This is a genomic window from Bacillus sp. FDAARGOS_235 (genome assembly GCF_002073415.2).
In the GTDB taxonomy this organism is placed as follows: Bacteria; Bacillota; Bacilli; order Bacillales; family Bacillaceae_G; genus Bacillus_A; species Bacillus_A toyonensis.
In genome coordinates this window covers 2,934,279-2,960,397 of sequence record NZ_CP020437.2, presented here as the reverse complement: position 1 = coordinate 2,960,397, position 26,119 = coordinate 2,934,279, and the positions used below count along the sequence as shown (strand labels likewise).

26 protein-coding genes and 4 tRNA genes are annotated in these 26,119 nt (G+C 36.1%); 3 read left to right on the top strand and 27 right to left on the bottom strand.

The genetic code is table 11. The features are described 5' to 3' along the window. The first annotated feature begins 155 nt into the window (after window positions 1-155). Together guaC and pepF are read left to right on the top strand one after the other, a co-directional pair. Window positions 156-1,139 carry a GMP reductase gene (guaC, locus tag A6J74_RS17200; RefSeq protein WP_000432439.1) on the top strand — a complete coding sequence of 328 codons (984 nt, stop codon included), beginning with the start codon at window positions 156-158 and terminating at the stop codon, window positions 1,137-1,139. A 137-nt stretch (window positions 1,140-1,276) separates the two neighbouring features. Continuing rightward, window positions 1,277-3,094, top strand: a complete 1,818-nt coding sequence (gene pepF / locus A6J74_RS17195; RefSeq protein ID WP_000800001.1) for an oligoendopeptidase F — start codon at window positions 1,277-1,279, stop codon at window positions 3,092-3,094. A 41-nt stretch (window positions 3,095-3,135) separates the two neighbouring features. Here the strand turns inward: pepF and A6J74_RS17190 are convergent, their stop codons facing one another. From A6J74_RS17190 to A6J74_RS17075, 24 genes are all read right to left on the bottom strand, one after another. Then, on the bottom strand, window positions 3,136-4,014 hold the full coding sequence (locus A6J74_RS17190; RefSeq protein ID WP_000713626.1) for a radical SAM/SPASM domain-containing protein: 879 nt from the start codon (window positions 4,012-4,014) through the stop codon (window positions 3,136-3,138). Window positions 4,015-4,195: 181 nt separating this feature from the next. Further along, window positions 4,196-4,675, bottom strand: coding sequence for a 23S rRNA (pseudouridine(1915)-N(3))-methyltransferase RlmH (gene rlmH, locus A6J74_RS17185; protein WP_001027003.1), 480 nt, complete (start codon window positions 4,673-4,675; stop codon window positions 4,196-4,198). 59 nt (window positions 4,676-4,734) lie between these two features. After that, window positions 4,735-4,920 (bottom strand): CxxH/CxxC protein, encoded by a 186-nt coding sequence (locus tag A6J74_RS17180; RefSeq protein ID WP_001052826.1) that lies wholly within the window; start codon window positions 4,918-4,920, stop codon window positions 4,735-4,737. 53 nt (window positions 4,921-4,973) lie between these two features. After that, window positions 4,974-6,149: a S1C family serine protease gene (locus A6J74_RS17175; protein WP_000008023.1), complete on the bottom strand. Its 1,176-nt coding sequence runs from the start codon at window positions 6,147-6,149 to the stop codon at window positions 4,974-4,976. 63 nt (window positions 6,150-6,212) lie between these two features. Continuing rightward, a complete protein-coding gene (locus tag A6J74_RS17170; protein WP_000061688.1) occupies window positions 6,213-7,007 on the bottom strand; it encodes an MBL fold metallo-hydrolase in 795 nt (264 codons plus the stop codon). Further along, window positions 6,991-7,827: a two-component system regulatory protein YycI gene (locus tag A6J74_RS17165; RefSeq protein WP_000383715.1), complete on the bottom strand. Its 837-nt coding sequence runs from the start codon at window positions 7,825-7,827 to the stop codon at window positions 6,991-6,993. Before A6J74_RS17165 ends, A6J74_RS17170 begins: the two co-directional genes overlap by 17 nt. Continuing rightward, entirely contained in the window at window positions 7,808-9,154 is a 1,347-nt protein-coding gene (locus tag A6J74_RS17160) for a YycH family regulatory protein (RefSeq protein WP_000061572.1), read from the bottom strand. Before A6J74_RS17160 ends, A6J74_RS17165 begins: the two co-directional genes overlap by 20 nt. Next, window positions 9,151-10,992, bottom strand: a complete 1,842-nt coding sequence (walK, locus tag A6J74_RS17155) for a cell wall metabolism sensor histidine kinase WalK (RefSeq protein WP_000755358.1) — start codon at window positions 10,990-10,992, stop codon at window positions 9,151-9,153. The genes A6J74_RS17160 and walK overlap by 4 nt, the downstream gene beginning before the upstream one ends. A gap of 3 nt (window positions 10,993-10,995) precedes the next feature. Continuing rightward, window positions 10,996-11,703 carry a cell wall metabolism DNA-binding response regulator WalR gene (gene walR, locus A6J74_RS17150; protein WP_000971864.1) on the bottom strand — a complete coding sequence of 236 codons (708 nt, stop codon included), beginning with the start codon at window positions 11,701-11,703 and terminating at the stop codon, window positions 10,996-10,998. A gap of 283 nt (window positions 11,704-11,986) precedes the next feature. Further along, window positions 11,987-12,059, bottom strand: a tRNA-Phe gene (locus tag A6J74_RS17145). Between the two features lie 41 nt (window positions 12,060-12,100). Beyond that, window positions 12,101-12,176: transfer RNA gene (locus tag A6J74_RS17140), tRNA-Asp, on the bottom strand. A 21-nt stretch (window positions 12,177-12,197) separates the two neighbouring features. After that, window positions 12,198-12,269 (bottom strand) — tRNA-Glu (locus tag A6J74_RS17135). A gap of 13 nt (window positions 12,270-12,282) precedes the next feature. Then, window positions 12,283-12,358, bottom strand: a tRNA-Lys gene (locus tag A6J74_RS17130). 140 nt (window positions 12,359-12,498) lie between these two features. Further along, window positions 12,499-13,788: an adenylosuccinate synthase gene (locus A6J74_RS17125; protein WP_000100232.1), complete on the bottom strand. Its 1,290-nt coding sequence runs from the start codon at window positions 13,786-13,788 to the stop codon at window positions 12,499-12,501. Between the two features lie 216 nt (window positions 13,789-14,004). Beyond that, complete coding sequence (dnaB, locus tag A6J74_RS17120; RefSeq protein ID WP_001286243.1) at window positions 14,005-15,354, bottom strand: replicative DNA helicase; 1,350 nt, start codon at window positions 15,352-15,354, stop codon at window positions 14,005-14,007. A gap of 27 nt (window positions 15,355-15,381) precedes the next feature. Beyond that, window positions 15,382-15,828, bottom strand: a complete 447-nt coding sequence (rplI, locus tag A6J74_RS17115) for a 50S ribosomal protein L9 (RefSeq protein WP_000864222.1) — start codon at window positions 15,826-15,828, stop codon at window positions 15,382-15,384. After that, window positions 15,825-17,798, bottom strand: a complete 1,974-nt coding sequence (locus A6J74_RS17110) for a DHH family phosphoesterase (protein ID WP_001113907.1) — start codon at window positions 17,796-17,798, stop codon at window positions 15,825-15,827. Before A6J74_RS17110 ends, rplI begins: the two co-directional genes overlap by 4 nt. Window positions 17,799-17,876: 78 nt before the next feature. Next, window positions 17,877-18,812, bottom strand: coding sequence for a YybS family protein (locus A6J74_RS17105; RefSeq protein WP_000814850.1), 936 nt, complete (start codon window positions 18,810-18,812; stop codon window positions 17,877-17,879). An 80-nt stretch (window positions 18,813-18,892) separates the two neighbouring features. After that, window positions 18,893-19,126 (bottom strand): 30S ribosomal protein S18, encoded by a 234-nt coding sequence (gene rpsR / locus A6J74_RS17100; RefSeq protein ID WP_000918874.1) that lies wholly within the window; start codon window positions 19,124-19,126, stop codon window positions 18,893-18,895. Window positions 19,127-19,170: 44 nt separating this feature from the next. Beyond that, window positions 19,171-19,692 carry a single-stranded DNA-binding protein gene (gene ssb / locus A6J74_RS17095; RefSeq protein WP_000981965.1) on the bottom strand — a complete coding sequence of 174 codons (522 nt, stop codon included), beginning with the start codon at window positions 19,690-19,692 and terminating at the stop codon, window positions 19,171-19,173. 26 nt (window positions 19,693-19,718) lie between these two features. Next, a complete protein-coding gene (rpsF, locus tag A6J74_RS17090; protein ID WP_001233781.1) occupies window positions 19,719-20,009 on the bottom strand; it encodes a 30S ribosomal protein S6 in 291 nt (96 codons plus the stop codon). A gap of 191 nt (window positions 20,010-20,200) precedes the next feature. Then, window positions 20,201-21,301, bottom strand: a complete 1,101-nt coding sequence (gene ychF / locus A6J74_RS17085) for a redox-regulated ATPase YchF (protein WP_000524664.1) — start codon at window positions 21,299-21,301, stop codon at window positions 20,201-20,203. A gap of 114 nt (window positions 21,302-21,415) precedes the next feature. Further along, window positions 21,416-21,574 (bottom strand): DUF951 domain-containing protein, encoded by a 159-nt coding sequence (locus A6J74_RS17080; protein WP_153580223.1) that lies wholly within the window; start codon window positions 21,572-21,574, stop codon window positions 21,416-21,418. 59 nt (window positions 21,575-21,633) lie between these two features. Further along, window positions 21,634-22,515: a mechanosensitive ion channel family protein gene (locus A6J74_RS17075; protein ID WP_000365117.1), complete on the bottom strand. Its 882-nt coding sequence runs from the start codon at window positions 22,513-22,515 to the stop codon at window positions 21,634-21,636. A 259-nt stretch (window positions 22,516-22,774) separates the two neighbouring features. Between A6J74_RS17075 and yyaC the strand changes: the two genes are divergently transcribed. Further along, window positions 22,775-23,371 carry a spore protease YyaC gene (yyaC, locus tag A6J74_RS17070; RefSeq protein WP_001020736.1) on the top strand — a complete coding sequence of 199 codons (597 nt, stop codon included), beginning with the start codon at window positions 22,775-22,777 and terminating at the stop codon, window positions 23,369-23,371. A 20-nt stretch (window positions 23,372-23,391) separates the two neighbouring features. On the opposite strand, the gene spo0J is transcribed toward yyaC, so the two are convergent. The 3 genes from spo0J to noc all read right to left on the bottom strand — a co-directional run bounded on the left by spo0J (window position 23,392) and on the right by noc (window position 26,058). Further along, window positions 23,392-24,243 (bottom strand): stage 0 sporulation protein Spo0J, encoded by an 852-nt coding sequence (spo0J, locus tag A6J74_RS17065; protein ID WP_001051819.1) that lies wholly within the window; start codon window positions 24,241-24,243, stop codon window positions 23,392-23,394. Next, window positions 24,236-24,997 carry a sporulation initiation inhibitor protein Soj gene (soj, locus tag A6J74_RS17060; RefSeq protein ID WP_000516116.1) on the bottom strand — a complete coding sequence of 254 codons (762 nt, stop codon included), beginning with the start codon at window positions 24,995-24,997 and terminating at the stop codon, window positions 24,236-24,238. Before soj ends, spo0J begins: the two co-directional genes overlap by 8 nt. A 188-nt stretch (window positions 24,998-25,185) precedes the next feature. Beyond that, the gene (noc, locus tag A6J74_RS17055) at window positions 25,186-26,058 is read right to left on the bottom strand and encodes a nucleoid occlusion protein (RefSeq protein ID WP_000799019.1); all 873 of its coding nucleotides are present in this window, start codon (window positions 26,056-26,058) and stop codon (window positions 25,186-25,188) included. Between the last annotated feature and the right edge of the window lie 61 nt (window positions 26,059-26,119).

The following is a 26,119-nucleotide window of genomic DNA, read 5'->3' as shown; positions in this document are numbered from 1 at the left end:
TGACGATATAAACCTACAGTAGACTTAAATCAACTTAATTTTTTTATATAAACATTAAAACCTTTGACTTATTAGTGAAAATAATGTAAATTATCCTTTGGACGAACATTTTCAAACGAAACAAATAAAATATTCGTATTTTAGGGGTGTAAATGATGGAAAACGTATTTGACTATGAAGATATTCAATTAATTCCTGCAAAATGCATTGTAAACAGTCGATCTGAATGTGATACAACTGTCACTTTAGGAAAACATAAATTTAAATTACCTGTCGTACCTGCAAATATGCAAACGATTATAGATGAAAGAATCGCAACTTATTTAGCTGAAAATAATTACTTCTATATCATGCATCGTTTCCAACCAGAGAAACGAATCTCATTCATTAGAGATATGCAATCACGTGGATTAATTGCTTCAATCAGCGTTGGTGTTAAAGAAGACGAATACGAATTCGTACAACAATTAGCCGCTGAGCAACTTTCACCTGAATACATTACAATCGATATCGCACACGGTCACTCTAATGCTGTGATCAACATGATTCAACATATTAAAAAACATTTACCAGAAAGCTTTGTTATCGCTGGAAACGTTGGAACTCCAGAAGCGGTAAGAGAATTAGAACACGCTGGCGCTGACGCAACAAAAGTTGGTATTGGACCCGGTAAAGTTTGTATTACTAAAATTAAAACAGGCTTTGGAACTGGTGGTTGGCAGTTAGCTGCACTTCGCTGGTGTGCAAAAGCTGCAAGTAAGCCGATTATTGCTGACGGTGGTATTCGTACACACGGTGATGTAGCTAAATCTATTCGATTTGGGGCAACTATGGTTATGGTCGGTTCTCTATTCGCTGGTCATGAAGAGTCTCCAGGGGAAACAATCGAAAAAGATGGAAAGCTTTATAAAGAATACTTCGGTTCAGCTTCTGAATTCCAAAAAGGTGAGAAGAAAAACGTTGAAGGTAAGAAAATGTTCGTGGAGCATAAAGGTTCTTTAGAAGACACTTTAATCGAAATGGAACAAGATCTTCAATCTTCTATCTCTTACGCTGGTGGAACAAAATTAGATGCTATTCGTACTGTAGATTATGTTGTCGTGAAAAACTCTATTTTCAACGGTGATAAAGTATATTAATTCTTATATTGAGCTCGAAGGACAAGCATGTGTATGCCTGTCCTTCTTTTTTATGTATAAAACCGTTAAATATTTTTATTTTACTGAATTTTCTAGTATCATATTTTTAAATACTTAAAATAAGGGGGCTATAATAAATGAAAAATGTAATTGAAAATCGCCTTATTCGCGCAGAAGTTCCTACTGAACTAACATGGGATCTTTCTGATTTGTATAAATCTGATGCCGAGTGGCACGCTGCATTAAACGTATTAGAAAATGATATACAGAAACTTGGTGCATTTAAAGGACGCTTGCATACTAGCTCCACTACTTTACTAAATTGCTTACTTATAGAGGAAGAGCTTTTAATGAAATTAACAAAACTGAGCTCATATGCAAACCTAAAAGAATCTGCTGATCGGACAGATCCAGTTATTCAAGCGAACTCTTCCAAAGTTTCTGCTCTAGGAACGAAAGTACATACAGCACTATCCTTTATTCATAATGAAATTCTCTCATTTGAAGAAGGCACGATTGAAAAATATTTAATTGAGGAGATAAAACTCAACCCTTTTCGTAAATCATTACTAGAAGTGCTGAGCAAAAGGCAGCACACTCTTTCACCTGAAACAGAAGAAGCACTTGCTGCACTTGGCGAAGTTCATAGTTCTCCATACAAAATTTACGGCATGACTAAATTGGCCGATATGGATTTCAATCCTATACAAGACGAACAAGGAAACGAATTCCCTTTGTCATTTGCATTATTTGAAAGCAATTATGAATTCTCTCCAAGCGCATACATACGTAGAAAAGCATATGAATCGTTTGTTTCCACTTTGAAGCGATATAAAAATACAGTTGCCACAACATATGCTACTGAAGTAAAAAAACAAGTGACACTTTCTCGTTTACGCAAATATGAATCCGTTACTCATATGCTTTTAGAGCCGCAAAAAGTTCCACTTGAAATGTATAACAATCAACTTGATATTATTTATAAAGAATTAGCGCCTCATATGCGCCGTTTTGCAGATTTAAAAAAGAAAGTATTAGGACTCGATCAAATGCTTTTCTGCGACTTACATGCACCTTTAGATCCTGAATTTAATCCAGCAATTACTTACGAAGAAGCAGGCAAACTCATTCAAGATTCTTTAAAAGTATTAGGAGATGAATATAGTTCCATTATCGAAAAAGGCTTCAAAGAAAGATGGGTAGATCTTGCAGATAATGTAGGCAAATCAACAGGAGCATTTTGTTCAAGTCCATATGGTTCTCATCCATATATTTTAATTACATGGCAAAATACGATGCGCGGATGCTTCACATTAGCACATGAATTTGGTCATGCTGGGCATTTTTATTTAGCAAATAAAAACCAGCGCATTATGAATGTACGTCCATCTATGTACTTTGTTGAAGCACCATCAACAATGAATGAATTATTACTAGCCCAACATTTACTTGCAACAACTAACGATAAGAGAATGCGCAGATGGGTCATTCTACAACTACTTGGCACATATTATCATAACTTTGTTACTCACTTACTTGAGGGCGAATACCAACGAAGAGTATATACTCTAGCAGAAGAAGGACAAGCACTTACAGCTAAAAGTTTAACCGAAATAAAAACAAATGTCCTTTCTACATTCTGGGGGGATTCTGTAGAAATCGATGAAGGTGCCGGCTTAACTTGGATGCGCCAACCTCATTATTACATGGGCTTATATTCTTACACATATTCTGCAGGTCTAACTGCATCTACCGCAGTAGCCCAAATGATTAAAGAAGAAGGGCAGCCCGCCGTTGATCGCTGGTTAGATGTACTTCGCGCTGGTGGTACAATGAAACCACTTGAATTAATGAAACATGCCGGAGTAGATATGTCAAAACCAGATGCAATCCGTAAAGCTGTTTCTTACGTTGGCTCCTTAATTGATGAATTAGAGCGTTCTTATCAAGAATAAAAAAATAAGCCCTCGCTTCTTTATGAGGGCTTATTTCATATTTACTTTCCAAATCTTTTACGGTATCCACATTTCCTACATAACTCTTCGACTGCAACTCTTTTCGAAAATCCATCGACAATGTTTGTTGCTCTTTCACCTTCTATAATGTTAGAAAATGAATCATTATTAATATTCCCAAGATTAATAATCCCTTCACCGTCTAAACAGCAAGGAATAACCGTTCCATTTGCTAAAATACCCGCTTGATTTCGAAGACCATGACAGAATCCTTTTCCATCATCCTCTTCTTCATGCAATGCCGGCCATTGAAATTCATAATCTTGATTAATAAAGACACGTTCCGCAATTTTTATACCTTTTCCTGGTGTAAGCTTCTCTTCAATTTGATAAGGCAGATCAAACTCATTTTCAATTATGGATAATAGCTCTCTATTTTTCTGGATTTCAGCATTTGTCTTATTATCCTGAGTTAAATTCCATAACCTTAGCGAAACAATTAAATCTGATTGACTTGTTGCTTCCCTAATGAAGGCAAGTATACTTCTTACATAGCCCTCTTTATCTTGCGAACCTGGATGTCCATCAAAACTGTGCAGGGAAAAGTTCATTTGTCTTAGAGCAGGCTTATTTAACAGTCTATGCCTTCTCTTATTAATTAACGTTCCGTTCGTTGTAATATTAACTTTAAATCCTTTTTCATGGCTTAAATCTAGCAGTTGATCTATTTTTGGATGGAGCAACGGCTCACCCTTCACGTGCAAATAAATGTAGTCTGTGTGAGGTTTAATTTGGTCTAATCTTTTAGCAAAATCCTCCACAGAAATGAATTGCTTCTGCCTTTCCGTCGGCGGACAAAAGCTGCACGCAAGATTACATACACTTGTAATCTCTAAGTAAAACTTCTTAAACTTCTTCACCTTTAATTCCTCACTTCTCTGACTACTTATAATTTTTTCCTCTTCATATTACAGCATACTTTTTTAGAAATAGAAACATACTTATTTTAGGAAATCTGCATACCACCTATTAATGTTTAAAAGACCATCGGTGATTTTTATCCAATGGTCTTTTTTACTCTTTTTATATACAAATGGAAATTTACTTATGATATGGTTCACCACGATTAATACGAAACGCTCTATACACTTGCTCAAGCAATACTAATCGCATTAATTGGTGTGGTAATGTCATTTTCGAAAAAGAAAGAGATTCATTGGAACGCTTCATTACTTCTGAACTTAGTCCAAGTGATCCACCAATTACAAAGGCAACTTTACTCTTTCCATATGTAGCAAGACGATCTAGGCTTACTGCAAATTCTTCTGATGACTTTTGTTTTCCTTCTATCGCTAATGCGATCACGTGCGTATCATCAGAAATTTTATCCAGTATACGTATACCTTCTTTTTCTTTTACAATTAACATTTCGGCTTCACTTAAATTTTCTGGTGCTTTTTCATCTGGCAATTCAATTACTTCTACTTTTGCGTACGCAGATAATCGTTTTAAATATTCTGCTATACCTTGTTTTAAATACTTTTCCTTTAATTTTCCGATTGAAATAATCGAGATATTCACATTTATTCCCCACCTTACAAACATGTTATCCACATAACTTATCCACATATCCACAAATGTTACCCACATATTGTGTGAGAATCTGTGTTCGATACAACATATGTCGCCTCATTTTGACAAAATTCACATGTTTTTTTATCTTTTTCTGAGTTATCCACATTGTTAATAACCGGTGCAACTTCACATTCATCAACAATAATATCTAACGCTAATTCAACATGTTCTAAACAACAAGGTAAATTCATATTCTTCACCTCACTTTTCTACAATAGAAAACAGGAGGTAGGCCCTCCTGTTTTTAATATTTTTGAATGCCTAATTTCACCGTTGTTGTTGCTCTTTTTGTACCACGATAAAACGTAAGAGTCATTTTATCATTAATTTTTTTATCATATAAGGCCGTACGGAACCCAATAATATCGTTTACTGGTTTTCCATCTACCGCTACAATAACATCATGTTCTCGCAAACCAGCATCCGCGCCTGGTGAAGGACTTTTCACATCTAAAATGCAAACTCCCTCTGCTACATTGCCTGGTAAATGTAATGTTTTGGACCAATAATAATTCGGAATCTCATTTAATGATCTAAGTTCAATTCCAACATAAGGTCTTCTTACTTTCCCGTACTTCTCAAGTTCATTCATAATCGGAACGGCTCTAGTAACCGGAATAGCTAATCCGATTCCTTCCACTTCTTTTGCAGCAATTTTCATTGAGTTAATACCAACTAATTGTCCTGCCGCATTTACAAGTGCACCACCACTATTACCTGGATTAATCGCTGCATCTGTTTGTAATACTTCTACTTGCCAATCGTAATGACCATCTTGGTCTAAGTCTACAGGAACAATACGCTCGTTAGCTGAAATAATGCCTTGTGTAACGGTCCCCGAAAATTGCAGTCCGAGTGGATTTCCAATCGCAATGACCGGTTCTCCTCGACGAACTTTATTAGAATCGCCAATCTCAATTATTTTTTTCACATGCTTCGCATCTATTTCTAGTACAGCTAAATCTGTGACTACATCGGTTCCTAATACTTTCCCTGGGACCTTCTTACCGTCACTTAGACTTACTTCAATACGATTTGCTCCAGCAACGACATGGTTATTTGTTACAATGTAAGCTTGTCCATCTGTCTTTTTATAAATGACACCAGATCCTGTACCGGCTTCTGAATCTGCCTCTGAAAAATTGTCTCGTTGAATATTAATAATACCAACAACAGCTTCAGAAGCGCGATCAACAGCGTCTACAAAGCTAACCTGTTTAATCCCTTGAGCTTCAGCCATGTTACTTCCACTTGCTTCAGCTTGCGGAAGCGCGCCAGCATGATTCGAAAATAAAGGCGCCCCAAATGCAAATAATGAAGCCCCTACAATTGTTCCTGCTATGCTAGAAATGACAATACCTTTATGCTTCTTTTTACCTGCACGTTTTATACGATACTTTTCTTCATCAATAAAGGACATATTTGTTCACCTATCTTCCTGAAAACAACTATATTCACCTTTATTGTTTACTAAAATGAAGAATTATACGTATTGAATTTTCGTAGGCATTTTTGGATCTGTATCATGAATTTCAAAGGATTCTCCCACTCCAAATCCTTTTTCCTCTAACACTTGCGATACTGACATACGCGCTAGTTCTTTCATATTGTTATCTAAGCTTAAATGTGCTAAATAAATATGTTTTGTCTCATCTGTAATTACATCTGCCATCGCTAACGCAGCATCCTCATTACAAACGTGACCAACGTCGCTTAAAATACGTCTTTTAATGCTCCACGGATAACGTCCCATACGAAGCATTTCCACATCATGATTACTTTCAAATACGAAAGCATTAGCTCCCTTAATAACACCTTTCATACGGTCACTCACGTATCCTGTATCTGTAATAAGGGCTAATTTTCTATTATTGTTATGAAAAGCATAAAACATCGGCTCTGCCGCATCATGGGAAACTCCAAATGACTCGACCTCAATATCACCGAATGTTTTCACATCCCCAACTGAGAAAATGAACTTTTGCTCAGTTGGAATATTTCCTATTAAATGTTCCATTGCATTCCATGTTTTCTCGTTCGCATAAACTGGTAAATCATATTTACGCGCCAATACACCTAATCCTTTAATATGGTCACTATGCTCATGTGTGACAAGAATACCTGATACATCATTTATATTCAGTTCTGCTTGTTTAAATAAAGCCTCTGTTGCTTTACCACTTAAACCTGCATCGACGAGTAATTTTTTTTCATCCGTTCCTACATATAGCATATTCCCTGTACTTCCACTTGCAAGCACACTAAAATGCATACTCATTCTTTCTCACTCCATTATGTTCTTCCGGCACTTGAGTTTCCCCTAATTCCATAACTTGTCCTTCAATTGCATTCACAAAAAAGTCCTTTTTCTGCTCTGTCTTTAAGTTCCAAGTTGGAGCTAGCACTTGTATATTAGAAGATGATTCAGCTAGAGCCGCATATCCAATCTGCGCCTCTTTCACGTGCGTATTTTCTGCAATTTTATTTTTTAAATATATATTTTCCAAAGCTGTTTGAGCAGTGATAATTTCTTGTTCTTTCGTTTTTTCACTTTCGCCCATTTCCTTCAAATCCGTTAACATTGTTTGTGTATACGAAACAAGCTCGTTTTTTTCATTTAAATCCACAACAATCATTGCATGATTATTGTGGAAAATCGGCTTATCCTTATACTTTTGGAAGAAATAAATTTTAGAGTCTTTCATTGCTCCAAATTCGTATTTCTGCCCATCAAGGACACTGTTTTTTAAGAAATCATTATATTTATCCTTAGATAATGATTTTGCATTTAAAAATGGCTCTTTCAACTTACCTTCTATCGTATATTCATTTTGCAGATGCGCTGTTTGATTTTTTAAAGATTGCACATCTTCTTCTTTAAAGTTTTTATTTTTCGCCATAATAAATGACTCTTTTTTCGGCTCTTTAGGAAAACTCCCCATAGTAATTTTAGATTCTTTTAATTGTTGATCAATTTTTGTTTCTGTCACAATTTCCAACTGATTACTATCTTGCTTTTGAATGAACTGAAAGATAAGAAAGAGGTCTAAAACAAAAAAGGTCACAATAAATATCGTTTTAATTCGATCCCAATCCATTTAGTCCTCCCTCACTCCACTCATATATTTTTTGTTTACCCTCTTCATCACATTTTACATACCATATCGGCTGTAAAATACTGATCTCTCCTCCGTTCACAGGACCTCCGTTCACGGAAGATTTCAATGACATTTTATAACCAATACCAACATCCTGAATTGAATTTTTGTCAATTTCCGGATTATTCTCTAATGATGTCATCACTGTACGACCTGATGCAAGAGAAGTGGGTGTACTAGGTAAAGGAATATTGAAATCAAAAAGAGATCTCTCATACTGCATGATTTCGCCTGAACCCCATGCTTGTTTTAATTCAGCCATTCCATCTGCATTAAATACAGGTAAACCGCCCTCGTATAAACGGAATGAGGTTTTCCCCTTATTAATATAATCAAGACGATAAGAATTTAAGTTACCACTGTGCCCACTTACAAAGTCGAAGCTTTTCTTCAAAAGCATCGCATTATCTGTAACTTTATCACTATATACTGCGGAATTTTTATATTTCAACATTAAATTCAACTTATCAATTTCCATAGATCGAATACCATCTGTAAATGTTTCCTTTGATTTCTCGGTAATAGGACTTAAATAACGCGGATCACTAAATAAAACATTTTTAAATGAATCCACATCTAACCCAGACACAAAATACTCTATCTGATTTAATTCCGTAATTCCATCTGGTAAAAACAGTTTTTTCGTATCATTTACTTGATATTCAAAATATGGTTTTGCTAATGTAATAAATCGATTTTGGTCGTTTATAACATCCTTTACATAAGCACCACTCAACATCGCTTGATATATTCTACGAGGATTATCATAAGAAATAAAATTAACTTTAATTTCTTGGTCCTTGCTTCGAGAAGGATCGATTACAATGCGATTAAAACCTCTATTAGATTCTAAATTTTTATCTTTAATATTGAACATGTCTTTAATCGTCTCAAGTGGCACATTTGTAGGAAAAACAAATTCAATCTTTTCTTCTCCGTGTACATAAGAAAGAAAATCCCCTTTAGGAACTGTGCCTGTTATTTCCCTAAAATCATGTAATTCTCCATTTTCAAGAATTTTATAAAGTGAGTTCACGTTGTTCGTATTCTCACTTACGTAATGATTTTTTTCTTTATGAACAATAACAGAGGATGGGCGAACAACTCCTGAAATCTTTATCGGATTTATCTCTTCATTACCTTGAACAAATTTTGTATTTTGCACAGAAGTGGAATCGGGAACATATGTCCATAAATTAAAAGTTAAAAATAGACTAATAACAACTAAATTAATTAGAACTATCGTTTTAAAGTTTTCCATACTCATTCCCAATCGTCCTCTTCATCTGGTGCCAGTGGCAGTGTGAAATAAATCGTCGTTCCTTTTCCTTCCTCACTCTTCGCCCAAATAGAACCACCATGTGCCTCAATCATTTCTTTTGCAATAGCTAATCCAAGACCTGTACCACCCATTTGTCTTGAACGGGCTTTATCCACACGATAAAAACGTTCGAAGATTTTATCTACGTTTTCTTTCGGAATACCCATACCTTGGTCACTTACACTAATCTCTAATAACTCCCCTCGATCACGTAAACGATATGTTACTGTTCCACCTTCTGGCGAATACTTTAATGCGTTAGAAATAATGTTATACAACACTTGTGTAATTTTGTCCGTATCCATATCAATAAATCTAGATTTTTTAGAGAAAGATCGTTTGAAACTTACATTTTGCTCTTTAGACATTTCAAAGCGATCAATAACATTATTAAAGAAGTCAGTAAAGTCGACCCACTCTTTCATCAAACGATGTTCTGTACTATCAAGCTTAGATAGTTGCAACAGCGCATTTACAAGCCTTATCATTCTTTCTGTTTCCTCTTGTGTAACTGTTAAAAATTGCGGTGCAATATTTGGATCTTGCCATGCACCATCTGTCAGCGCTTCTAAGTAACTACGCATCGTTGTTAATGGTGTTCTTAATTCATGAGAGACGTTCGCCACAAACTCGCGGCGTTCCCCTTCTATACGCTCCTGCTCCGTTACATCGTATAATACAGCAATTAAACCATTTGCCTTCCCCGTCTCTTTTTGAATAACAGAGAAACTAGCACGTAAAATGTATGGTTCATTTCTCGTACTAAAATCTAATAAAACAGAATCAGGCTCTTCGTATAAATGATCGAGCGTAAATTCTTCCTGTATCCCCAATACTTCTAAAACCGATTGATCCAGCGCCGTTTCACGCGAAACATTTAGCATCTTTTCCGCAGGGTCATTTAATAAAATAATATCCCCTTTTCGGTCAGTAGCAATTACTCCATCTGTCATATGTGATAAAACAGATGATAATTTACGTCTTTCGCTTTCTGTTGAAGAACGAGCTTGTTGTAGCTTTTTTGATAAATTATTGAAAGATAATGCTAATTGGCCAATTTCATCATGACTATGGACCTTTACTTTTCTCGAATAATTTCCTTTTGCCATTTCAATTGCTTGCCTTCGCATATCTGAAATTGGTCTTGTAATTGTTTGAGCTAGTAAAATCCCAAGTACAGCCGTTACTAACAAAGCAATCACTGTTCCGGTAGCAAAAATTTGATTTATATCCTTCATTTGTTTGTATACATCTTCCATAGATGCAACAATACGAATGACACCAAGTACCTCCCCAGCTTTATCGCTTTGAATAGGAGTAATCATCACTTGAACTCGATGGCCAGTTCCTCCATCTTTCTCAATTTTTGATTCTAGTTTATTTTGTACAATTACCCGTTGAACAGCTATATCTGTCGATGTTCTGCCTATCTTATTTTGCTTAGCCGTGTCTGAAATCGCCATTAATTTTCTATTAGAATCAAATACACTTACTTCTTGAATATCTTTCTTACGATCCGATGCAAACTTTTGAATCGAATTTTTTATAGCGTCATCTAATGATTCTGGATCTGTTTTTTCACGACTTTTTGTAAATTCTTGCTTTAAATTATACGATAGTAAATTCGTTTGTTGTGTCAGGGAATCCTTAAAGCCTTGTACAAGACTTTTTTCTAATTCTCTTACGAAATATACACCGATTACTTGCATCGCTATTAATATTAATAGCATATATATGAGCACAAACTTTAAATGAATGGATTGAAAAAAACCAACCTTTTTCATATATTATTCCTGCTCTGGGTCACGCAAGTAATACCCTACCCCACGTCTAGTTACAATTAAAGTAGGATGACTTGGATTATCTTCAATTTTTTCACGTAAACGACGTACTGTTACATCCACTGTACGCACATCTCCAAAATAATCATAACCCCAAACTGTTTGCAATAAATGTTCACGTGTCATAACTTGTCCTAAATGTTTTGCTAAATAATGTAGCAATTCAAATTCACGATGTGTAAGCTCAATATTTTCCTCACGCTTTGTTACACTATAAGCATTTGGATTAATAATAATTGGTCCAATAACCATTTCAGTATTTTCTTCTTTTTCTGCTGCACCACCTTGTTGATGGCGGCGTAAATTCGCCTTCACACGAGCAAGTAATTCCCTCGTACTAAATGGCTTCGTTACATAATCATCTGCTCCAAGCTCAAGCCCTAATACCTTATCAATTTCAGAGTCCTTCGCTGTAAGCATAATAATCGGCATTTCTGAGTTTTTACGTATTTCACGACAAACCTCTAAACCATCTTTTCCTGGTAGCATAATATCTAATAAAACCATATCTGGCTGTTCTTCATTAGCTTTCTCAATTGCTTCATCACCATCATGTGCCATTACAATTTCAAAACCCTCTTTTTCTAGGTTGAACTTCAAAATGTCTGCAATCGGCTTTTCATCATCAACTACTAAAATTTTCTTTCCCATCATCGTCTATTTCCTCCTCATAAAAATATGGTCAATGATTCTTAAATATATTGATGTTTCTATAGTATATCCCTATATGACAGCAACCTTTATTTAAGTGTTCTCTCCTCTATTCTCATAGACTCATGTATGATCCACCTTTACACGGAATCCTATACGATCTACAGAAAAACCTCTAGCTTCAACTGCTAGAGGCTCCTCATCCTATTGTAAAATAACTACCCACATTTGTAAAACTACACAAAATAAAAAGGATATTAAGTGGGCCCACTTAATATCCTGAGAGTGGCTCGGGACGGAATCGAACCGCCGACACGAGGATTTTCAGTCCTCTGCTCTACCGACTGAGCTACCGAGCCAAAACTATATATAAAACCACTAATGGTGGTATAAACAAAAGTGGCGGTCCCGACCGGGGTCGAACCGGCGATCTCCTGCGTGACAGGCAGGCATGTTAACCACTACACCACGGGACCAAAAATAAACATAAAAAAACATGACCCGTACGGGATTCGAACCCGTGTTACCGCCGTGAAAGGGCGGTGTCTTAACCACTTGACCAACGGGCCACGAAAAATAAAATGGTGAGCCATGAAGGATTCGAACCTTCGACCCTCTGATTAAAAGTCAGATGCTCTACCAACTGAGCTAATGGCTCATACTCACCAACGTCATATTTTCGTGACGACAAGATGTATCATAACATATCATCTTTCACTTTTGCAATACTTTTTTTGTTTTTTTTATAAAAGATAAGAAAAAACTCATGCGGACATGAGTTTTTCTTAAAAATATCAATTAAACTTCGTATACGTTACGAACGATATTCGTTTGGTTACGATCTGGTCCAACTGAGAACATAGATAATTGGATTCCTGTTAATTCAGAAACACGCTCTACGTATTTTCTTGCATTTTCAGGAAGCTCATCTAATGATTTCACACCAGTAATATCTTCTTCCCAACCTGGAAGCTCTTCATATACAGGCTCACATTTCGCTAAAATGTTTAAGTTTGCTGGAACTTCATCTATAACTTCTCCGTTATATTTGTAAGCAACACAGATTTTAAGAGTTGGAATACCTGTTAATACATCAATAGAGTTTAATGATAAATCCGTTAAACCACTAACACGACGCGCATGTCTTACAACAACGCTATCGAACCAACCTACACGGCGTGGGCGACCAGTTGTTGTTCCGTATTCACGACCAACTTCACGAATTTGATGACCAATTTCATCATTAAGTTCAGTAGGGAATGGACCATCACCAACACGGCTTGTATATGCTTTACATACACCTACAACGCGAGTAACTTTCGCCGGACCAACTCCAGTTCCAACTGTTACACCACCAGCAATCGGGTTAGAAGATGTAACAAATGGGTACGTACCGTGGTCAATATCAAGCATAACACCTTGTGCACCTTCAAATAATACACGGTGATTGTTATCTAGTGCATCATTTAATACAACAGATGTGTCGCATACATATTGTGCGATTTGTTGTCCATATTCGAAGTACTCTTCAAAGATTTCTTCTACGCTGAAACCTTCTGTATCGTACATTTTTTCAAATAAACGATTTTTCTCTACTAAATTGCGCTCAAGCTTCTCTTTAAATGCTTCACGGTCTAAAAGATCAGCCATACGGATACCAATACGAGCAGCTTTATCCATATATGCAGGACCGATACCTTTTTTCGTTGTACCGATTTTGTTATCACCTTTACTAGCCTCTTCTAACTCATCTTGTTTTAAATGATAAGGTAAAATAACGTGTGCACGGTTACTTACACGTAAATTATCAGTACTTACACCACGGTCGTGTAAGTATTTTAACTCTTCAAGTAATGCTTTTGGATCTACTACTAAGCCATTTCCGATTACACAAATTTTCTCTTTATAGAAAATACCAGATGGAATTAAGTGTAACTTATATTTAACTCCGCCGAAAACAATTGTATGTCCCGCGTTATTTCCACCTTGATATCTTGCAACTACTTCCGCATGCTCAGAAAGAAAATCAGTGATTTTACCTTTTCCTTCGTCGCCCCATTGTGTTCCTACAACTACTACTGAAGACATTATTAAAGCACCTCCGCAATTTTCAAACGATCTATTCAAACAATATAATTGTACCAAAACCGAAAAAGAAGTCAACCAAAAAAGCGAACATTTTTTTATTAAAAATCATTTTCGTTCGTAAGAATTATATTTTCACCTTATGAAAGCCTTATCTTTACTCTATAAAAAAAGAAACACATCTTATTATAAGAAATGTGTTTCTTTTTTATACTGCCTTTATGCCCCATCCTCAAAGCGTCGTTCTAAGTTAACGAACTTATTAAATTCTTTAACAAACGCAAGCTCTACTGAACCTACCGGACCATTACGTTGTTTTGCGATGATAATTTCAATCGTATTTTTATTTTCCGTTTCACGGTCATAGTAATCTTCACGATACAAGAATGCTACAATATCAGCATCCTGCTCAATACTCCCCGATTCACGAATATCAGACATCATAGGGCGTTTATCTTGACGAGATTCAACACCACGGGATAACTGTGAAAGGGCAATAACAGGCACTTGTAATTCACGCGCAATCCCTTTTAATGTACGCGAAATCTCAGATACTTCCTGCTGACGGTTCTCGCCCGACTTCCCACTTCCCTGAATAAGCTGTAAATAGTCAATTAAAACCATCCCAAGACCTTGTTCCTGCTTTAATCTACGGCATTTTGCTCGAATCTCATTTACCTTAATCCCTGGTGTATCATCAATATATATACCGGCATTTGAAAGGCTTCCCATCGCCATTGTTAACTTCGCCCAATCATCAGAAGTTAATGACCCAGTACGAAGTCTTTGCGCATCAATATTACCTTCTGCACAAAGCATACGCATAACAAGCTGATCAGAGCCCATCTCCAAACTAAAGATCGCTACATTTTCATCCGTTTTCGTCGCTACGTTTTGTGCGATATTTAATGAAAATGCAGTTTTCCCTACTGACGGACGCGCCGCTACTATGATTAAATCATTTCGTTGGAAACCTGCGGTCATCTTATCTAATTCAGTAAATCCAGTTGGTATTCCTGTAACTTCACCTTTTTGATTATGCAAAAGTTCGATTTTATCGTAAGCATCCACAAGAACGTCTTTAATATTCTGGAATGCTTTAGCGTTCGTTTGATGAGATACTTCTAATATTTTTTTCTCAGCCTCATTTAAAAGGCCGTCCACATCATCTTCTCTCTCATATCCATCAGACACGATATGAGTCGCCGTTCGAATTAAACGACGTAAAAGCGCCTTTTCAGCGATGATTCGTGCATAATACTCTACGTTAGCAGCAGTTGGAACAATCTCTGCTAACTCTGCTAAGTAAGAAACCCCACCAACTTCTTCTAGTAATCCTTGATCAGCCATCGCTGACGTCATCATTACTAAGTCAATTGGCTCTCCCTTATCAGACAAGCCAAGCATCACTTCAAAGATCTTTTGATGTTTCGTTCGATAAAATGAGTCAGGTACCAATAGTTCTGATGCTGACGTTAACGCATCTTGATCAATCAATATGGCACCTAAGACTGCCTGCTCAGCTTCTATATTATGCGGAGGGGTACGATCAGCCATTACATCACTCATACGCAATCCTCCTTGTTTAATTTATTTTTATTGTTCACTAACATGAACTTTTACTTTTGCTGTTACTTGCGGATGCAATTTTACAGTCACATTTGTATAACCTAATGCACGAATTGCATCATCCATTTCAAATTTACGTTTATCAAGTTTGATTTTATGTGATTTTTGCATTGCGTCTACGATTTGTTTGCTTGTGATAGAACCAAATAAACGGCCACCTTCTCCAGATTTCGCCTTCAGTTCCACAGTTAATTTCTCTAAAGTTTCTTTCAGCTCTTTTGCATTCTCAAGCTCTGCTGCTGCATCTTTTTCTTCTTTACGCTTTTGAGCTTCTAAAGTTTTCATACTGCTGTTTGTCGCTTCAGCAGCTAATCCTTGTTTTAGTAAAAAGTTATTTGCATAACCATCTGGTACGTTTTTTATTTCTCCTTTTTTACCTTTACCTTTTACGTCTTTTAGAAAAATTACTTTCATGATTGTGTGCCTCCCTGTAAATAGTCATCAATAACAAATCGAAGCTTCTCCTCAGCTTCATCTACTGTAACATTTTTCATTTGTGTGGCTGCATTCGTCAAATGCCCGCCACCTCCTAGATTCTCCATAATTAGCTGCACATTCACTTCACCTAAAGACCTGCCGCTAATTCCAATGAAATTCTCCCCACGTTTCGCTATAACAAATGATGCAATAATACCCGTCATCGTTAATAGCGTGTCCGCTGATTGTGCAATAAGCACTTGATCGTAATAGTCATCACTATCAACTTTTGCAATAGCAATTCCATTTTTATAAATGTACGCATTTTTAATAGCTTTTGCAACTCGTAAATACTGATTCATATCTTCTTTTAACAATTCTTGTACAAGGACAGTATCTGCACCATGCGAGCGTAAATAAGAAGCTGCATCAAACGTACGAGCACCCGTCCGGAATGTAAAACTTTTCGTATCAACAATAATACCAGCTAACAATGCCGTCGCTTCTAACATTGTCATCTTTAAATTTTTCGGTTGATACTCAAGTAATTCTGTAACAAGTTCTGCCGTCGAAGAAGCATATGGTTCCATGTAAACAAGTAATGGATCTTCAATAAAATCTTCTCCACGACGATGATGGTCAATCACCACTACATTTTCAATTTTACGAACCAGTTTTTCCTCCATCACCATAGAAGGCTTATGTGTATCCACAACAACAAGTAAGGACTCATCATTTGCAAATTCCATCGCTTGATCTGGGGTAATAAAATGAGACCATAGTTCTTCATTTTGTTTCACTTTATCCATCAGACGTTTAATTCCCTTATCGGAATCATTTTCATCTAACACAATATATCCTTTGCGCTCATTTAATTGAGCTACCTTTAAAATACCAATCGCAGCACCAATTGCATCCATATCAGGGGCCCTATGTCCCATTATAATGACATTACTACTTTCTAATACTAAATCCTTCAATGCATGCGAAATAACTCTAGCACGTACACGAGTACGCTTTTCAACTGGATTTGTTTTACCGCCGTAAAATTTAACTTTACCTGTCGCTTGTTTAATAGCTACTTGATCCCCACCACGTCCAAGCGCAAGGTCTAAACCAGATTGAGCCATTGCTCCAAGCTCTGATAAAGGCATATCACCTGATCCGACACCCACACTTAACGTAAGTGGTATATTCCTTTTAGATGTTTCTTCACGCACTTGATCTAAAATGTTAAACTTGCCTTTCTCCATTTGTGCTAAAATACTTTCATTTAGTACAACGAAGAACCTCTCTGAAGATGCACGTTTTAAATAAGCGCCATACTTAACAGCCCATTCATTTAGACGTGACGTCACAAGACTTGTTATATTCGTACGTAATTGATCATCTAATCCTTGTGTAACTTCATCATAGTTATCTAAATAAATAACAGCTAAAACAGTGCGTTGATCTTCATACATCTTTTCAATTTCTGTTTGTTCCGTTACATCAAAGAAATAAATTAGCTTTTCTTCTTTCCTTACAAAAACACGGAACTTTCGATTATTTAAAGAAACTATATCGTCAGAAGTTTCCCCCTTAATAAAAAGGAGTAATGTTTCTGATACATCGTAAAGGTGCCAACCGGCTAATGCATGCTGTCCCAAACATGATGATAAATAAGGATTTGCCCAATCAATCCCATAATCCTTATTGTATAACAAAATACCAATTGGCATTTGGTTAAATGCTTCATTACTCACTTTCTTTACCCTTGTAATCATATCTGTCGTATGTTTTTCAAAATTTCTTTGGAAAGTAAGTTCGAATCGTATAACGACAAAAAGTACAATACAAAAGATAAAAAAGGATGATATTCCCATAATTAAATGAAAGTAACAGAGGAGTGAAATTAGCACAAATACAAAAAATGCCAATACATAAACAGGATATAAAAACCACTGTTTCTTATAAAATTCAGGCATGTATACAACTCCTATAAAGTAAAACTAACTCACCTTCCAGTTAGTTTTACAGATTAAAATAGTATAAGGAATATTATTTTATCCCCCTATTTTAGAACGCAATGAAATCCCTAAGTCAATTATACCTAAGATTGTTACAAGAGGAAACATCATCGGAATAAACATGCATACAATAAAACTAATAATAGGAACACCTTTAGTAAATCCTTTTCTATGCGCTAAAAAGGTGATAAATGTCAGACCTTGCAGTACGAGCAATAGTGCAAATATGACATATAGGTTGGAAAATACCATATATAAATATGATGCTGGTTCTACCTTTATAAAAGTTGCTAACAAAATAAATATAACGTAATACCAGACAATGCTCTTTGGCAATTGTATATCTTTAAATTTAGGCCAAGATATAACGTCATACTTTAACTTCCTCAAGACACTACCCGATAGGAGCACTGTAATCCAAGAAAAACAAACAGAAACCATTACAAGTAAACTCGGGAATAGTGTTTGTAATATCTCATTGAATTGTCCAAATAACTCTTTTTGTTCTTTACTAATTGGCATACCTGCAGCGCTTACCATCTTTTCACTTTGCGCCATACTTTCATTAAACATATTTTGTATTTGCTTCATTAAATCTATGTTAAAAAACTTTATACTTGCAACATAAATGAGCACAAAACCAATTAAATATGCAAGGGTTCCTGCCATCAAGATCTCTATTGGCTTTTTTCTTTTTTTATACATGGATCCTAAAACAATCCCTATCAATCCAAACATTATTGTCTTCACTAGATTCAAGGGCTGGCTCACAATAACGGTAATAAAAAGCGCAGCTGTAAAAATTATAAAAGCATTGGATAACCTATATTTTATCGTAAACAATATAAACGGTAATGGTAATGCGAAAGTTACAACTGTACCTAAAACCGGAACGTATAAAGACACAAGCAATAATATCGCGTATATAGCTAATAACGCTGCGCCTTCAGTAATAAATTTTGTTTGTTTCATGATTTAACCTCTCTTTCAAAAAAGAAAAGCATAGCAAAATGCACAGTAGAGTCCGACTCTACTGTGCATTTCATACGCTATTATTCACCAACATATGGTAAAAGTGCCATTTGACGAGCACGTTTAATTGCAACTGTAAGTTTGCGTTGGTATTTTGCGCTTGTTCCTGTTACACGACGAGGTAAAATTTTACCACGTTCAGAAACGAAACGTTTTAATAAATCAACATCTTTATAGTCAATGCGAGTGATGCCGTTAGATGTGAAGAAACACACCTTACGACGTTTCGCACGTCCACCTTTGCGTCCTGCCATGTCTATTCCCTCCATTCTTTGTTAAAAATAGCCGATTCATACCATTAAAATGGTAAATCGTCGTCCGAAATGTCAATCGGTTGACCAACATTCGAAAATGGATCGTCATTCTTCGTAAATCCAGAGTTTCCAGTGTTACCTGAGTTGCCTGAATTACTAGATTGACCAAATGGGTTAGAGCTTTGGTTACCGAAACCAGCTCCTGATGGTTGCTGATTGAATGAACCACGTTGCTCCCCACCGCCATTACGCGGCTCTAAAAATTGTACGCTCTCCGCAAGAACTTCTGTTACATATACACGTTTACCATCTTGTCCATCGTAATTACGAGTTTGAAGACGTCCGTCTACGCCTGCTAAGCTACCTTTTTTCAAATAATTTGCCACGTTTTCTGCTTGTTTACGCCATATTACACAATTAATAAAGTCAGCTTCACGCTCACCTTGTTGATTCGCAAATGCGCGATTCACAGCTAACGTAAAAGTAGCTACTGCAACACCATTGGGCGTGTAACGTAAGTCAGGGTCCTTAGTTAAACGACCAACGAGGATAACACGATTCATCAATCGAACCACTCTCCCTTATATATCAATTATTTTTCTTCTTCTTTAACAACGATATGACGAAGGATATCTTCGTTGATCTTAGCTAAACGGTCGAATTCGTTAATCGCTTCTGCGTTAGAGTTCACGTTTAAGATCATGTAGAAACCTTCACGTAAGTCGTTGATTTCGTAAGCTAAACGACGCTTACCCCACTCTTTCGTGTTAATGATTTCTGCACCATTGTTTGTTAAAACACCTGCAAAACGTTCAACTAAAGCTTTTTGAGCTTCTTCTTCAACGCCAGGACGAATGATGTACATAATTTCGTACTTTCTCATTACACTTTCACCTCCTTTTGGTCTAAACGGCCCATAATGGGCAAGGAGCAATTAATTTATAGTAATTACTCACGAGTTTAGATTATATCATAGTAAGTTATATGAATCAACTCACCAATACGTAAAAAACTTGGCAAACACATAATATATTTGCCAAGTTCATATCTTTATTTTTCCTAGGAAATATTAAATTAAACGTTAAAACGGAAGTGCATAACATCTCCGTCTTTTACGATATACTCTTTTCCTTCTAAACGTACTTTTCCAGCTTCTTTTGCAGCTGTCATAGAACCGTTTGTCATTAAATCATCATAAGAAACTGTTTCTGCGCGAATAAATCCACGCTCAAAGTCTGTATGAATTACGCCCGCACATTGTGGTGCTTTCATACCTTGTTTAAACGTCCATGCACGCACTTCTTGCACACCAGCTGTGAAGTAAGTAGCAAGTCCTAATAAGTCATATGCAGCACGGATTAACTGATCTAAACCAGATTCTTCAATGCCTAGTTCTTCCAGGAATACTTTTTTCTCTTCCTCATCTAACTCAGCGATTTCTGATTCAATTTTTGCACATACAACAATTACTTGTGAATTTTCATTTGCTGCAAATTCTTTTACCATTTGTACGTATTTATTTTCAGAAGGATCCATAATATCATCTTCACTTACGTTTGCTACGTATAGCATTTCTTTCGTTGTAAGTAAATGAAGGCCTTTAACAATCTTCATTTGCTCTTCTGTAAATTCAACAGTACGAGCTGGTTTCCCCTCTTCGAAAGCTTCTTTTAAACGCACTAAAATTTCATGCTCATATACTGCTTCTTTATCTTTTTGTCTTGCTAATTTCGCAACACGCTCGATACGTTTATCAACAGACTCTAAGTCTGCTAAGATTAGCTCTAAGTTGATTGTTTCAATATCATCAATTGGATCTACTTTTCCTGAAACGTGCGTAATATTTTCGTCTTCAAAACAACGAACAACTTGGCAAATTGCATCTACTTGGCGAATGTGAGATAAGAATTTATTTCCTAACCCTTCGCCCTTACTTGCACCTTTTACGATACCTGCAATATCAGTAAACTCAAATACAGTCGGAACAGTCTTTTTCGGTTCTACTAATTCCGTTAATTTATTTAAACGCTCATCTGGTACTTCTACAATTCCTACGTTTGGATCAATTGTACAGAATGGATAGTTCGCAGATTCTGCTCCTGCTTGTGTAATTGCATTAAATAAAGTGGACTTCCCTACGTTAGGTAATCCAACAATCCCAGCCGTTAATCCCATATTTTTCACTCCTATGTCTCAATCTTTCATCATTATAGATAGTAACGAAAAAAATGACAAGTTTCCTCCAAACGAAAAAAGCAACAGCCACCTACTGCAACTGTTACTTTTTCTCTATTCTTCGTGCTTCACAAGTATTTTTTTCACCTTACGATCAAACTCTCTTCGAGGAATCATTACTGAATGGTCACATCCCTCGCACTTAATGCGGATATCCATTCCCATACGAATAATTTTCCAACGATTCTCACCACATGGGTGGGCTTTCTTCATTTCCACAACGTCGTACAAGTTATATTCCTTTTGCTCCACTCTCCAAACCCCTCTCGATACTAAAGTGCTTTTCCACTAACCAGTTCTTCACGATTATATAAAACCATACGTGGATATGGAATTTCAATTCCATGTAAATCTAGACGATTTTTAATCTCTTTACGAAGTGCTCTTGCAATAACTGCATGTTGCATCGGTTCTACTTCAGCAATAACGCGTAATATAACTTCTGATGCAGCTAATGTTTGCACACCTAATAATTGAGGCGTCGTTACCATTTTTTCGTATTGTGCAGGTAACTCTATTAATAAATCCTCAATAACTTGCTCTGCTTTCGCAATGTCAGCCTCATATGAAATAGATACATCAACAAATGCTACACTATTACTAACTGAGTAGTTAGTAACTTGAACAATACTTCCGTTTGGTAAAGTATGAATTTCACCTGTCCAACTCTTTACTTTCGTTGTACGAAGTCCAATTTCTAAAACGACTCCTTCAAATTGACCGATTTTAACATAATCGCCAACTGAAAACTGATCTTCTAGCAAAATAAATAAACCTGTAATAACGTCTTTCACTAAACTTTGAGCACCAAATCCGACTGCTAAACCAATTACCCCGGCACCCGCTAATAAACCTGATGCATTAATATTAAACACACCTAAAATCGCAATTAGCATAATGAACATAACAACGTATGCTACAATATTTTCAAGTAATTTCGCTACCGTAACTGTACGACGTTCTGAAATTTGGATTGGAGAACGGCTCCCCATGCGAAACGCATTTCGTACAACCGCTCTTGCAACTCGCACAACAACTGCACCAATTGTTAAAATAATACATATTTTTAATGTCGCAACTCCAATATGAGCCCAACGATCAGCATCCAATAAATACTGTTTCGTAGAATTAAACCACTTCGTTAATAAATCCATGTATCTCTACCTCTCCAGCCAAAATTTCTTTTTAGTTATTCTTCTTATTGTATCAGAAGTCTCTCTGATTGCTGAAAAAATTTATAACTTTAATTGCATTTGTTAACTTCTATCCAGGTATAAAATGGAACGAATATATATATACTAGTACTATTATTTCCGTTTTCATTTACATTTTGCAAAAAGTACGCACTTATAGTTTTCCATTTTATTCGCCATATAACATATTTTGAAAATTTATTAAAAGGATGGGTGCTTCATGAATATTGGAAGTTTTCGCTTACCTTTTTTCGAAAAAGAAACTCAAAATGTTATGCACCAAGACTTAGAAGCCTCCGAGACAATCAGTAACTTCTTGCTTTCCCATATTCCTATTCAAACTAATATACCACTTATTCTCGTTTGTATCGGAACAGATCGTTCCACCGGTGATGCACTCGGCCCATTAGTTGGCACTAAGCTAGAACAAGTAGAAATCAAAAACTTCCAAGTGTTCGGTACACTAGATGAACCAGTGCATGCACTGAATCTAGAAGAGAAAATTCAAAATATACAGAAAGAAAATCCTACTTCCTTTATAATTGCCGTTGATGCATGTTTAGGAAAGTCTCAAAATATCGGTTCAATTACTACTGGAAAAGGACCTAGTAAACCTGGTGCTGCGATGAATAAGAAATTACCTGCAGTTGGTGATTTGCATATACACGGCATCGTCAATTTAAATGGTTTTATGGAGTTTTTCGTTCTTCAAAATACGAGATTAAGTTTAGTGATGAAAATGGCCGATGTAATCGCACAAAGTATAAAAGAGACGGATCAAAAATTATCTGCATTAAAAAAAGCAAACCATCTATAAATAATAAGATGGTTTGCTTTTTAATTTTTATGTGATAATAATTCTAAAATACGATTTAAATCTTCTTTATTAAAAAATTCAATTTCGATTTTACCTTTTTCTTTTTTCGTCTCTTTAATTTTCACATCTGTGCCAAACTTTTCTCTTAAGAACGTTTCACGTTCTACGAAAAATATATTTCGCTCTTTTTTCACTTGTTTTGTTTCACGTGAAACGTGTTGATTAATCTCTTGGACGATTTTCTCTAATTGACGAACATTTAATCCTTCTTTTTCAATGCGTTTCAATAAGGACTTCAATTGTTCTTCATCTTTGATTGTAAGTAAAGTTCTCCCATGAGCCATTGAAAGTTGACCATTTGCAATCATATCTTGTACGAAAGAAGGGAGGCTTAATAACCGAGTATAGTTTGCAATGTAAGGTCTACTTTTACCAAGACGTTTCGCTAATTGTTCTTGCGTTACATTTAGCTCATTCATTAACATCTGGTATGCCATTGCCTCTTCCATCGGATTTAAATCTTCTCGTTGTAAGTTTTCTAACAAAGCAAATTCCATCATTTGCTGCTCGTTTAATTGCCTTACAACGGCAGGTACCTTTTCAAGTCCAGCCTCTTTGGCAGCACGATATCTTCTTTCACCTGCAACAATTTCATATCCTTTAATACTCTTTCTAGCAATTAACGGTTGTAATATGCCGTGTTCTTTAATAGAAGCCGCTAATTCCTCAATCGCAGCTTTATTAAAGTGCTTACGCGGTTGGTATGGATTCGGCCTTAATTCAGTTACGATAATCTCCTGAATCGTTTCTTCTTCTTTCACATCTAAATCAGGAAAAAACACATTAATCCCTCTTCCTAAACCTTTAGCCACCTGCAATCACTTCCTCTGCTAAATCTATATATACTTCTGCCCCTCTTGATTTAGCGTCATACTGCATAATCGGTTTCCCATGACTTGGTGCCTCACTTAAGCGAACATTACGTGGAATAATGGAACGGTATACTTTATCCCTAAAGTATTTCTTCACTTCATCTATAACTTGAATCCCTAAATTTGTACGGGCATCTAGCATTGTTAACAATACACCTTGAATTGCTAGATCTTTATTTAAATGTTTTTGTACAAGTCGAACTGTATTTAATAGCTGACTTAATCCTTCGAGTGCGTAATATTCACACTGAACAGGAATAATAACAGAATCTGCTGCTGTTAATGCATTAATCGTTAATAACCCTAAAGACGGGGGACAGTCGATAATAATGTAATCATATTCATCACGAACTGGCTGTAATGCCCTTTGCAAACGTACTTCCCGGGAAATAGTCGGTACCAATTCAATTTCAGCACCAGCCAATTGAATTGTAGCGGGTAGAACATCTAAGTTTTCAGTTGCGGTTTTCCGTATAACTCCCTGAACATCTGCATCTTCCACAAGAACATTGTAAATACATTGGTCTAATTCTGACTTTTCAATTCCCACACCAGTCGTTGCATTTCCTTGAGCATCAATATCTACGAGAAGGACTTTCTTACCTACTTGCGCCAATCCAGCCCCTAAATTAACAGATGTTGTTGTTTTTCCAACACCGCCTTTTTGATTAGCAATAGCAATGATTTTTCCCATGATGTCACCTACTTTCAACCTTTCTATCTTATTCTAGTAACAATTACGTTTATTGTAACATGAAATAAAAGTTTTTCTTTTCCGTCCTTATTAAACTTCAAAATTTATTTCTAAACTCCTTCTTCATTAACAAGAAAATATAGCAAAAGAGACCTCTCCAGTAGGATAAGGTCTCTAACACATCATTATTATTTTTTCTTCGGAACTTTAATCGTAATTTGATAGTACTCATCAAATTCTTCTTCCTCAGAATTAACATTTAAACCACTGTCAGCCACCATTTGTAATGATTGCCTAATTGTATTCATAGCAATTCTCGCGTCTCGGCTTACTGCTTTTTGCTTCGCCTTGCGCTTCGGTTTTACTTCTTCTAGTAATTTCGCGATTCGTTCCTCTGTTTGTTTTACATTGAGTTGTTTTTCCACAATTTCTTGTAAAACTTTCAGTTGTAATTCCTCATTTTTTAAAGGAATGAGAGCACGAGCATGACGTTCTGTAATACTTTTTTCTAACAATGCACTTTTTATTTCTTCAGGCAACTTTAACAATCGCAACTTATTTGCGATTGTAGATTGTCCTTTTCCAAGTCGTTGTGCCAATGCTTCTTGCGTTAAATTATGTAACTCAATCAGCTTTTGATATGCCACAGCTTCCTCGATTGCTGTTAATTCCTCACGTTGCAAATTTTCAATTAACGCTACAGAAGCCGTCTCTGTATCATTTAAGTTCTTTATGATCGCAGGGACCTTTTCCCAGCCTAACTTCGTTGCTGCGCGAAAACGTCTTTCTCCAGCAATAATCTCGTACTTATCATCCTCATACTGCCTCACAACAATCGGCTGAATGAGCCCGTGTGTACGAATCGTTAATGCCAACTCGTCGATACGTGCATCGTCAAAAACCGTTCGTGGTTGATAACGATTAGGAGTAATATTTACGATCGGAATTTCTTGTATTTCTTCATATACCTTTTTATCTATTTCTTCATGGCTTTCGTCTTGTAATTCGAATTCGCTCTCTTTATCTCCAAAGCCAAATAAACGAGAAAACGTATTTTTCATACATATTCCACCACCTTTTAGGCCTATTGACTATTCTACATAAAATGTTTCCTATGAAACA

Excerpts from the sequence above, each read along its gene's own strand:
- A6J74_RS17075 (WP_000365117.1), bottom strand. The coding sequence starts at position 22,515 with ATGGATTTATTAACGAAGTGGTTTAATTCTACGAAACAGTATTTATTG.
- A6J74_RS17080 (WP_153580223.1), bottom strand. The coding sequence starts at position 21,574 with ATGAAGAAAGCCCACCCATGTGGTGAGAATCGTTGGAAAATTATTCGT.
- A6J74_RS17165 (WP_000383715.1), bottom strand. The coding sequence starts at position 7,827 with ATGGATTGGGATCGAATTAAAACGATATTTATTGTGACCTTTTTTGTT.
- pepF (WP_000800001.1), top strand. The coding sequence starts at position 1,277 with ATGAAAAATGTAATTGAAAATCGCCTTATTCGCGCAGAAGTTCCTACT.
- ychF (WP_000524664.1), bottom strand. The coding sequence starts at position 21,301 with ATGGGATTAACGGCTGGGATTGTTGGATTACCTAACGTAGGGAAGTCC.
- A6J74_RS17170 (WP_000061688.1), bottom strand. The coding sequence starts at position 7,007 with ATGAGTATGCATTTTAGTGTGCTTGCAAGTGGAAGTACAGGGAATATG.
- A6J74_RS17125 (WP_000100232.1), bottom strand. The coding sequence starts at position 13,788 with ATGTCTTCAGTAGTAGTTGTAGGAACACAATGGGGCGACGAAGGAAAA.
- soj (WP_000516116.1), bottom strand. The coding sequence starts at position 24,997 with ATGGGAAAAATCATTGCTATTGCTAATCAAAAAGGCGGTGTTGGAAAA.
- walK (WP_000755358.1), bottom strand. The coding sequence starts at position 10,992 with ATGAAAAAGGTTGGTTTTTTTCAATCCATTCATTTAAAGTTTGTGCTC.
- dnaB (WP_001286243.1), bottom strand. The coding sequence starts at position 15,354 with ATGAGTGATGTAATGGCTGATCGTACCCCTCCGCATAATATAGAAGCT.
- A6J74_RS17105 (WP_000814850.1), bottom strand. The coding sequence starts at position 18,812 with ATGAAACAAACAAAATTTATTACTGAAGGCGCAGCGTTATTAGCTATA.
- A6J74_RS17110 (WP_001113907.1), bottom strand. The coding sequence starts at position 17,798 with ATGCCTGAATTTTATAAGAAACAGTGGTTTTTATATCCTGTTTATGTA.
- noc (WP_000799019.1), bottom strand. The coding sequence starts at position 26,058 with ATGAAAAATACGTTTTCTCGTTTATTTGGCTTTGGAGATAAAGAGAGC.
- walR (WP_000971864.1), bottom strand. The coding sequence starts at position 11,703 with ATGATGGGAAAGAAAATTTTAGTAGTTGATGATGAAAAGCCGATTGCA.
- rplI (WP_000864222.1), bottom strand. The coding sequence starts at position 15,828 with ATGAAAGTAATTTTTCTAAAAGACGTAAAAGGTAAAGGTAAAAAAGGA.
- A6J74_RS17175 (WP_000008023.1), bottom strand. The coding sequence starts at position 6,149 with ATGTCCTTTATTGATGAAGAAAAGTATCGTATAAAACGTGCAGGTAAA.
- rpsR (WP_000918874.1), bottom strand. The coding sequence starts at position 19,126 with ATGGCAGGACGCAAAGGTGGACGTGCGAAACGTCGTAAGGTGTGTTTC.
- A6J74_RS17180 (WP_001052826.1), bottom strand. The coding sequence starts at position 4,920 with ATGAATTTACCTTGTTGTTTAGAACATGTTGAATTAGCGTTAGATATT.
- guaC (WP_000432439.1), top strand. The coding sequence starts at position 156 with ATGGAAAACGTATTTGACTATGAAGATATTCAATTAATTCCTGCAAAA.
- yyaC (WP_001020736.1), top strand. The coding sequence starts at position 22,775 with ATGAATATTGGAAGTTTTCGCTTACCTTTTTTCGAAAAAGAAACTCAA.
- rpsF (WP_001233781.1), bottom strand. The coding sequence starts at position 20,009 with ATGAGAAAGTACGAAATTATGTACATCATTCGTCCTGGCGTTGAAGAA.
- A6J74_RS17160 (WP_000061572.1), bottom strand. The coding sequence starts at position 9,154 with ATGAGTATGGAAAACTTTAAAACGATAGTTCTAATTAATTTAGTTGTT.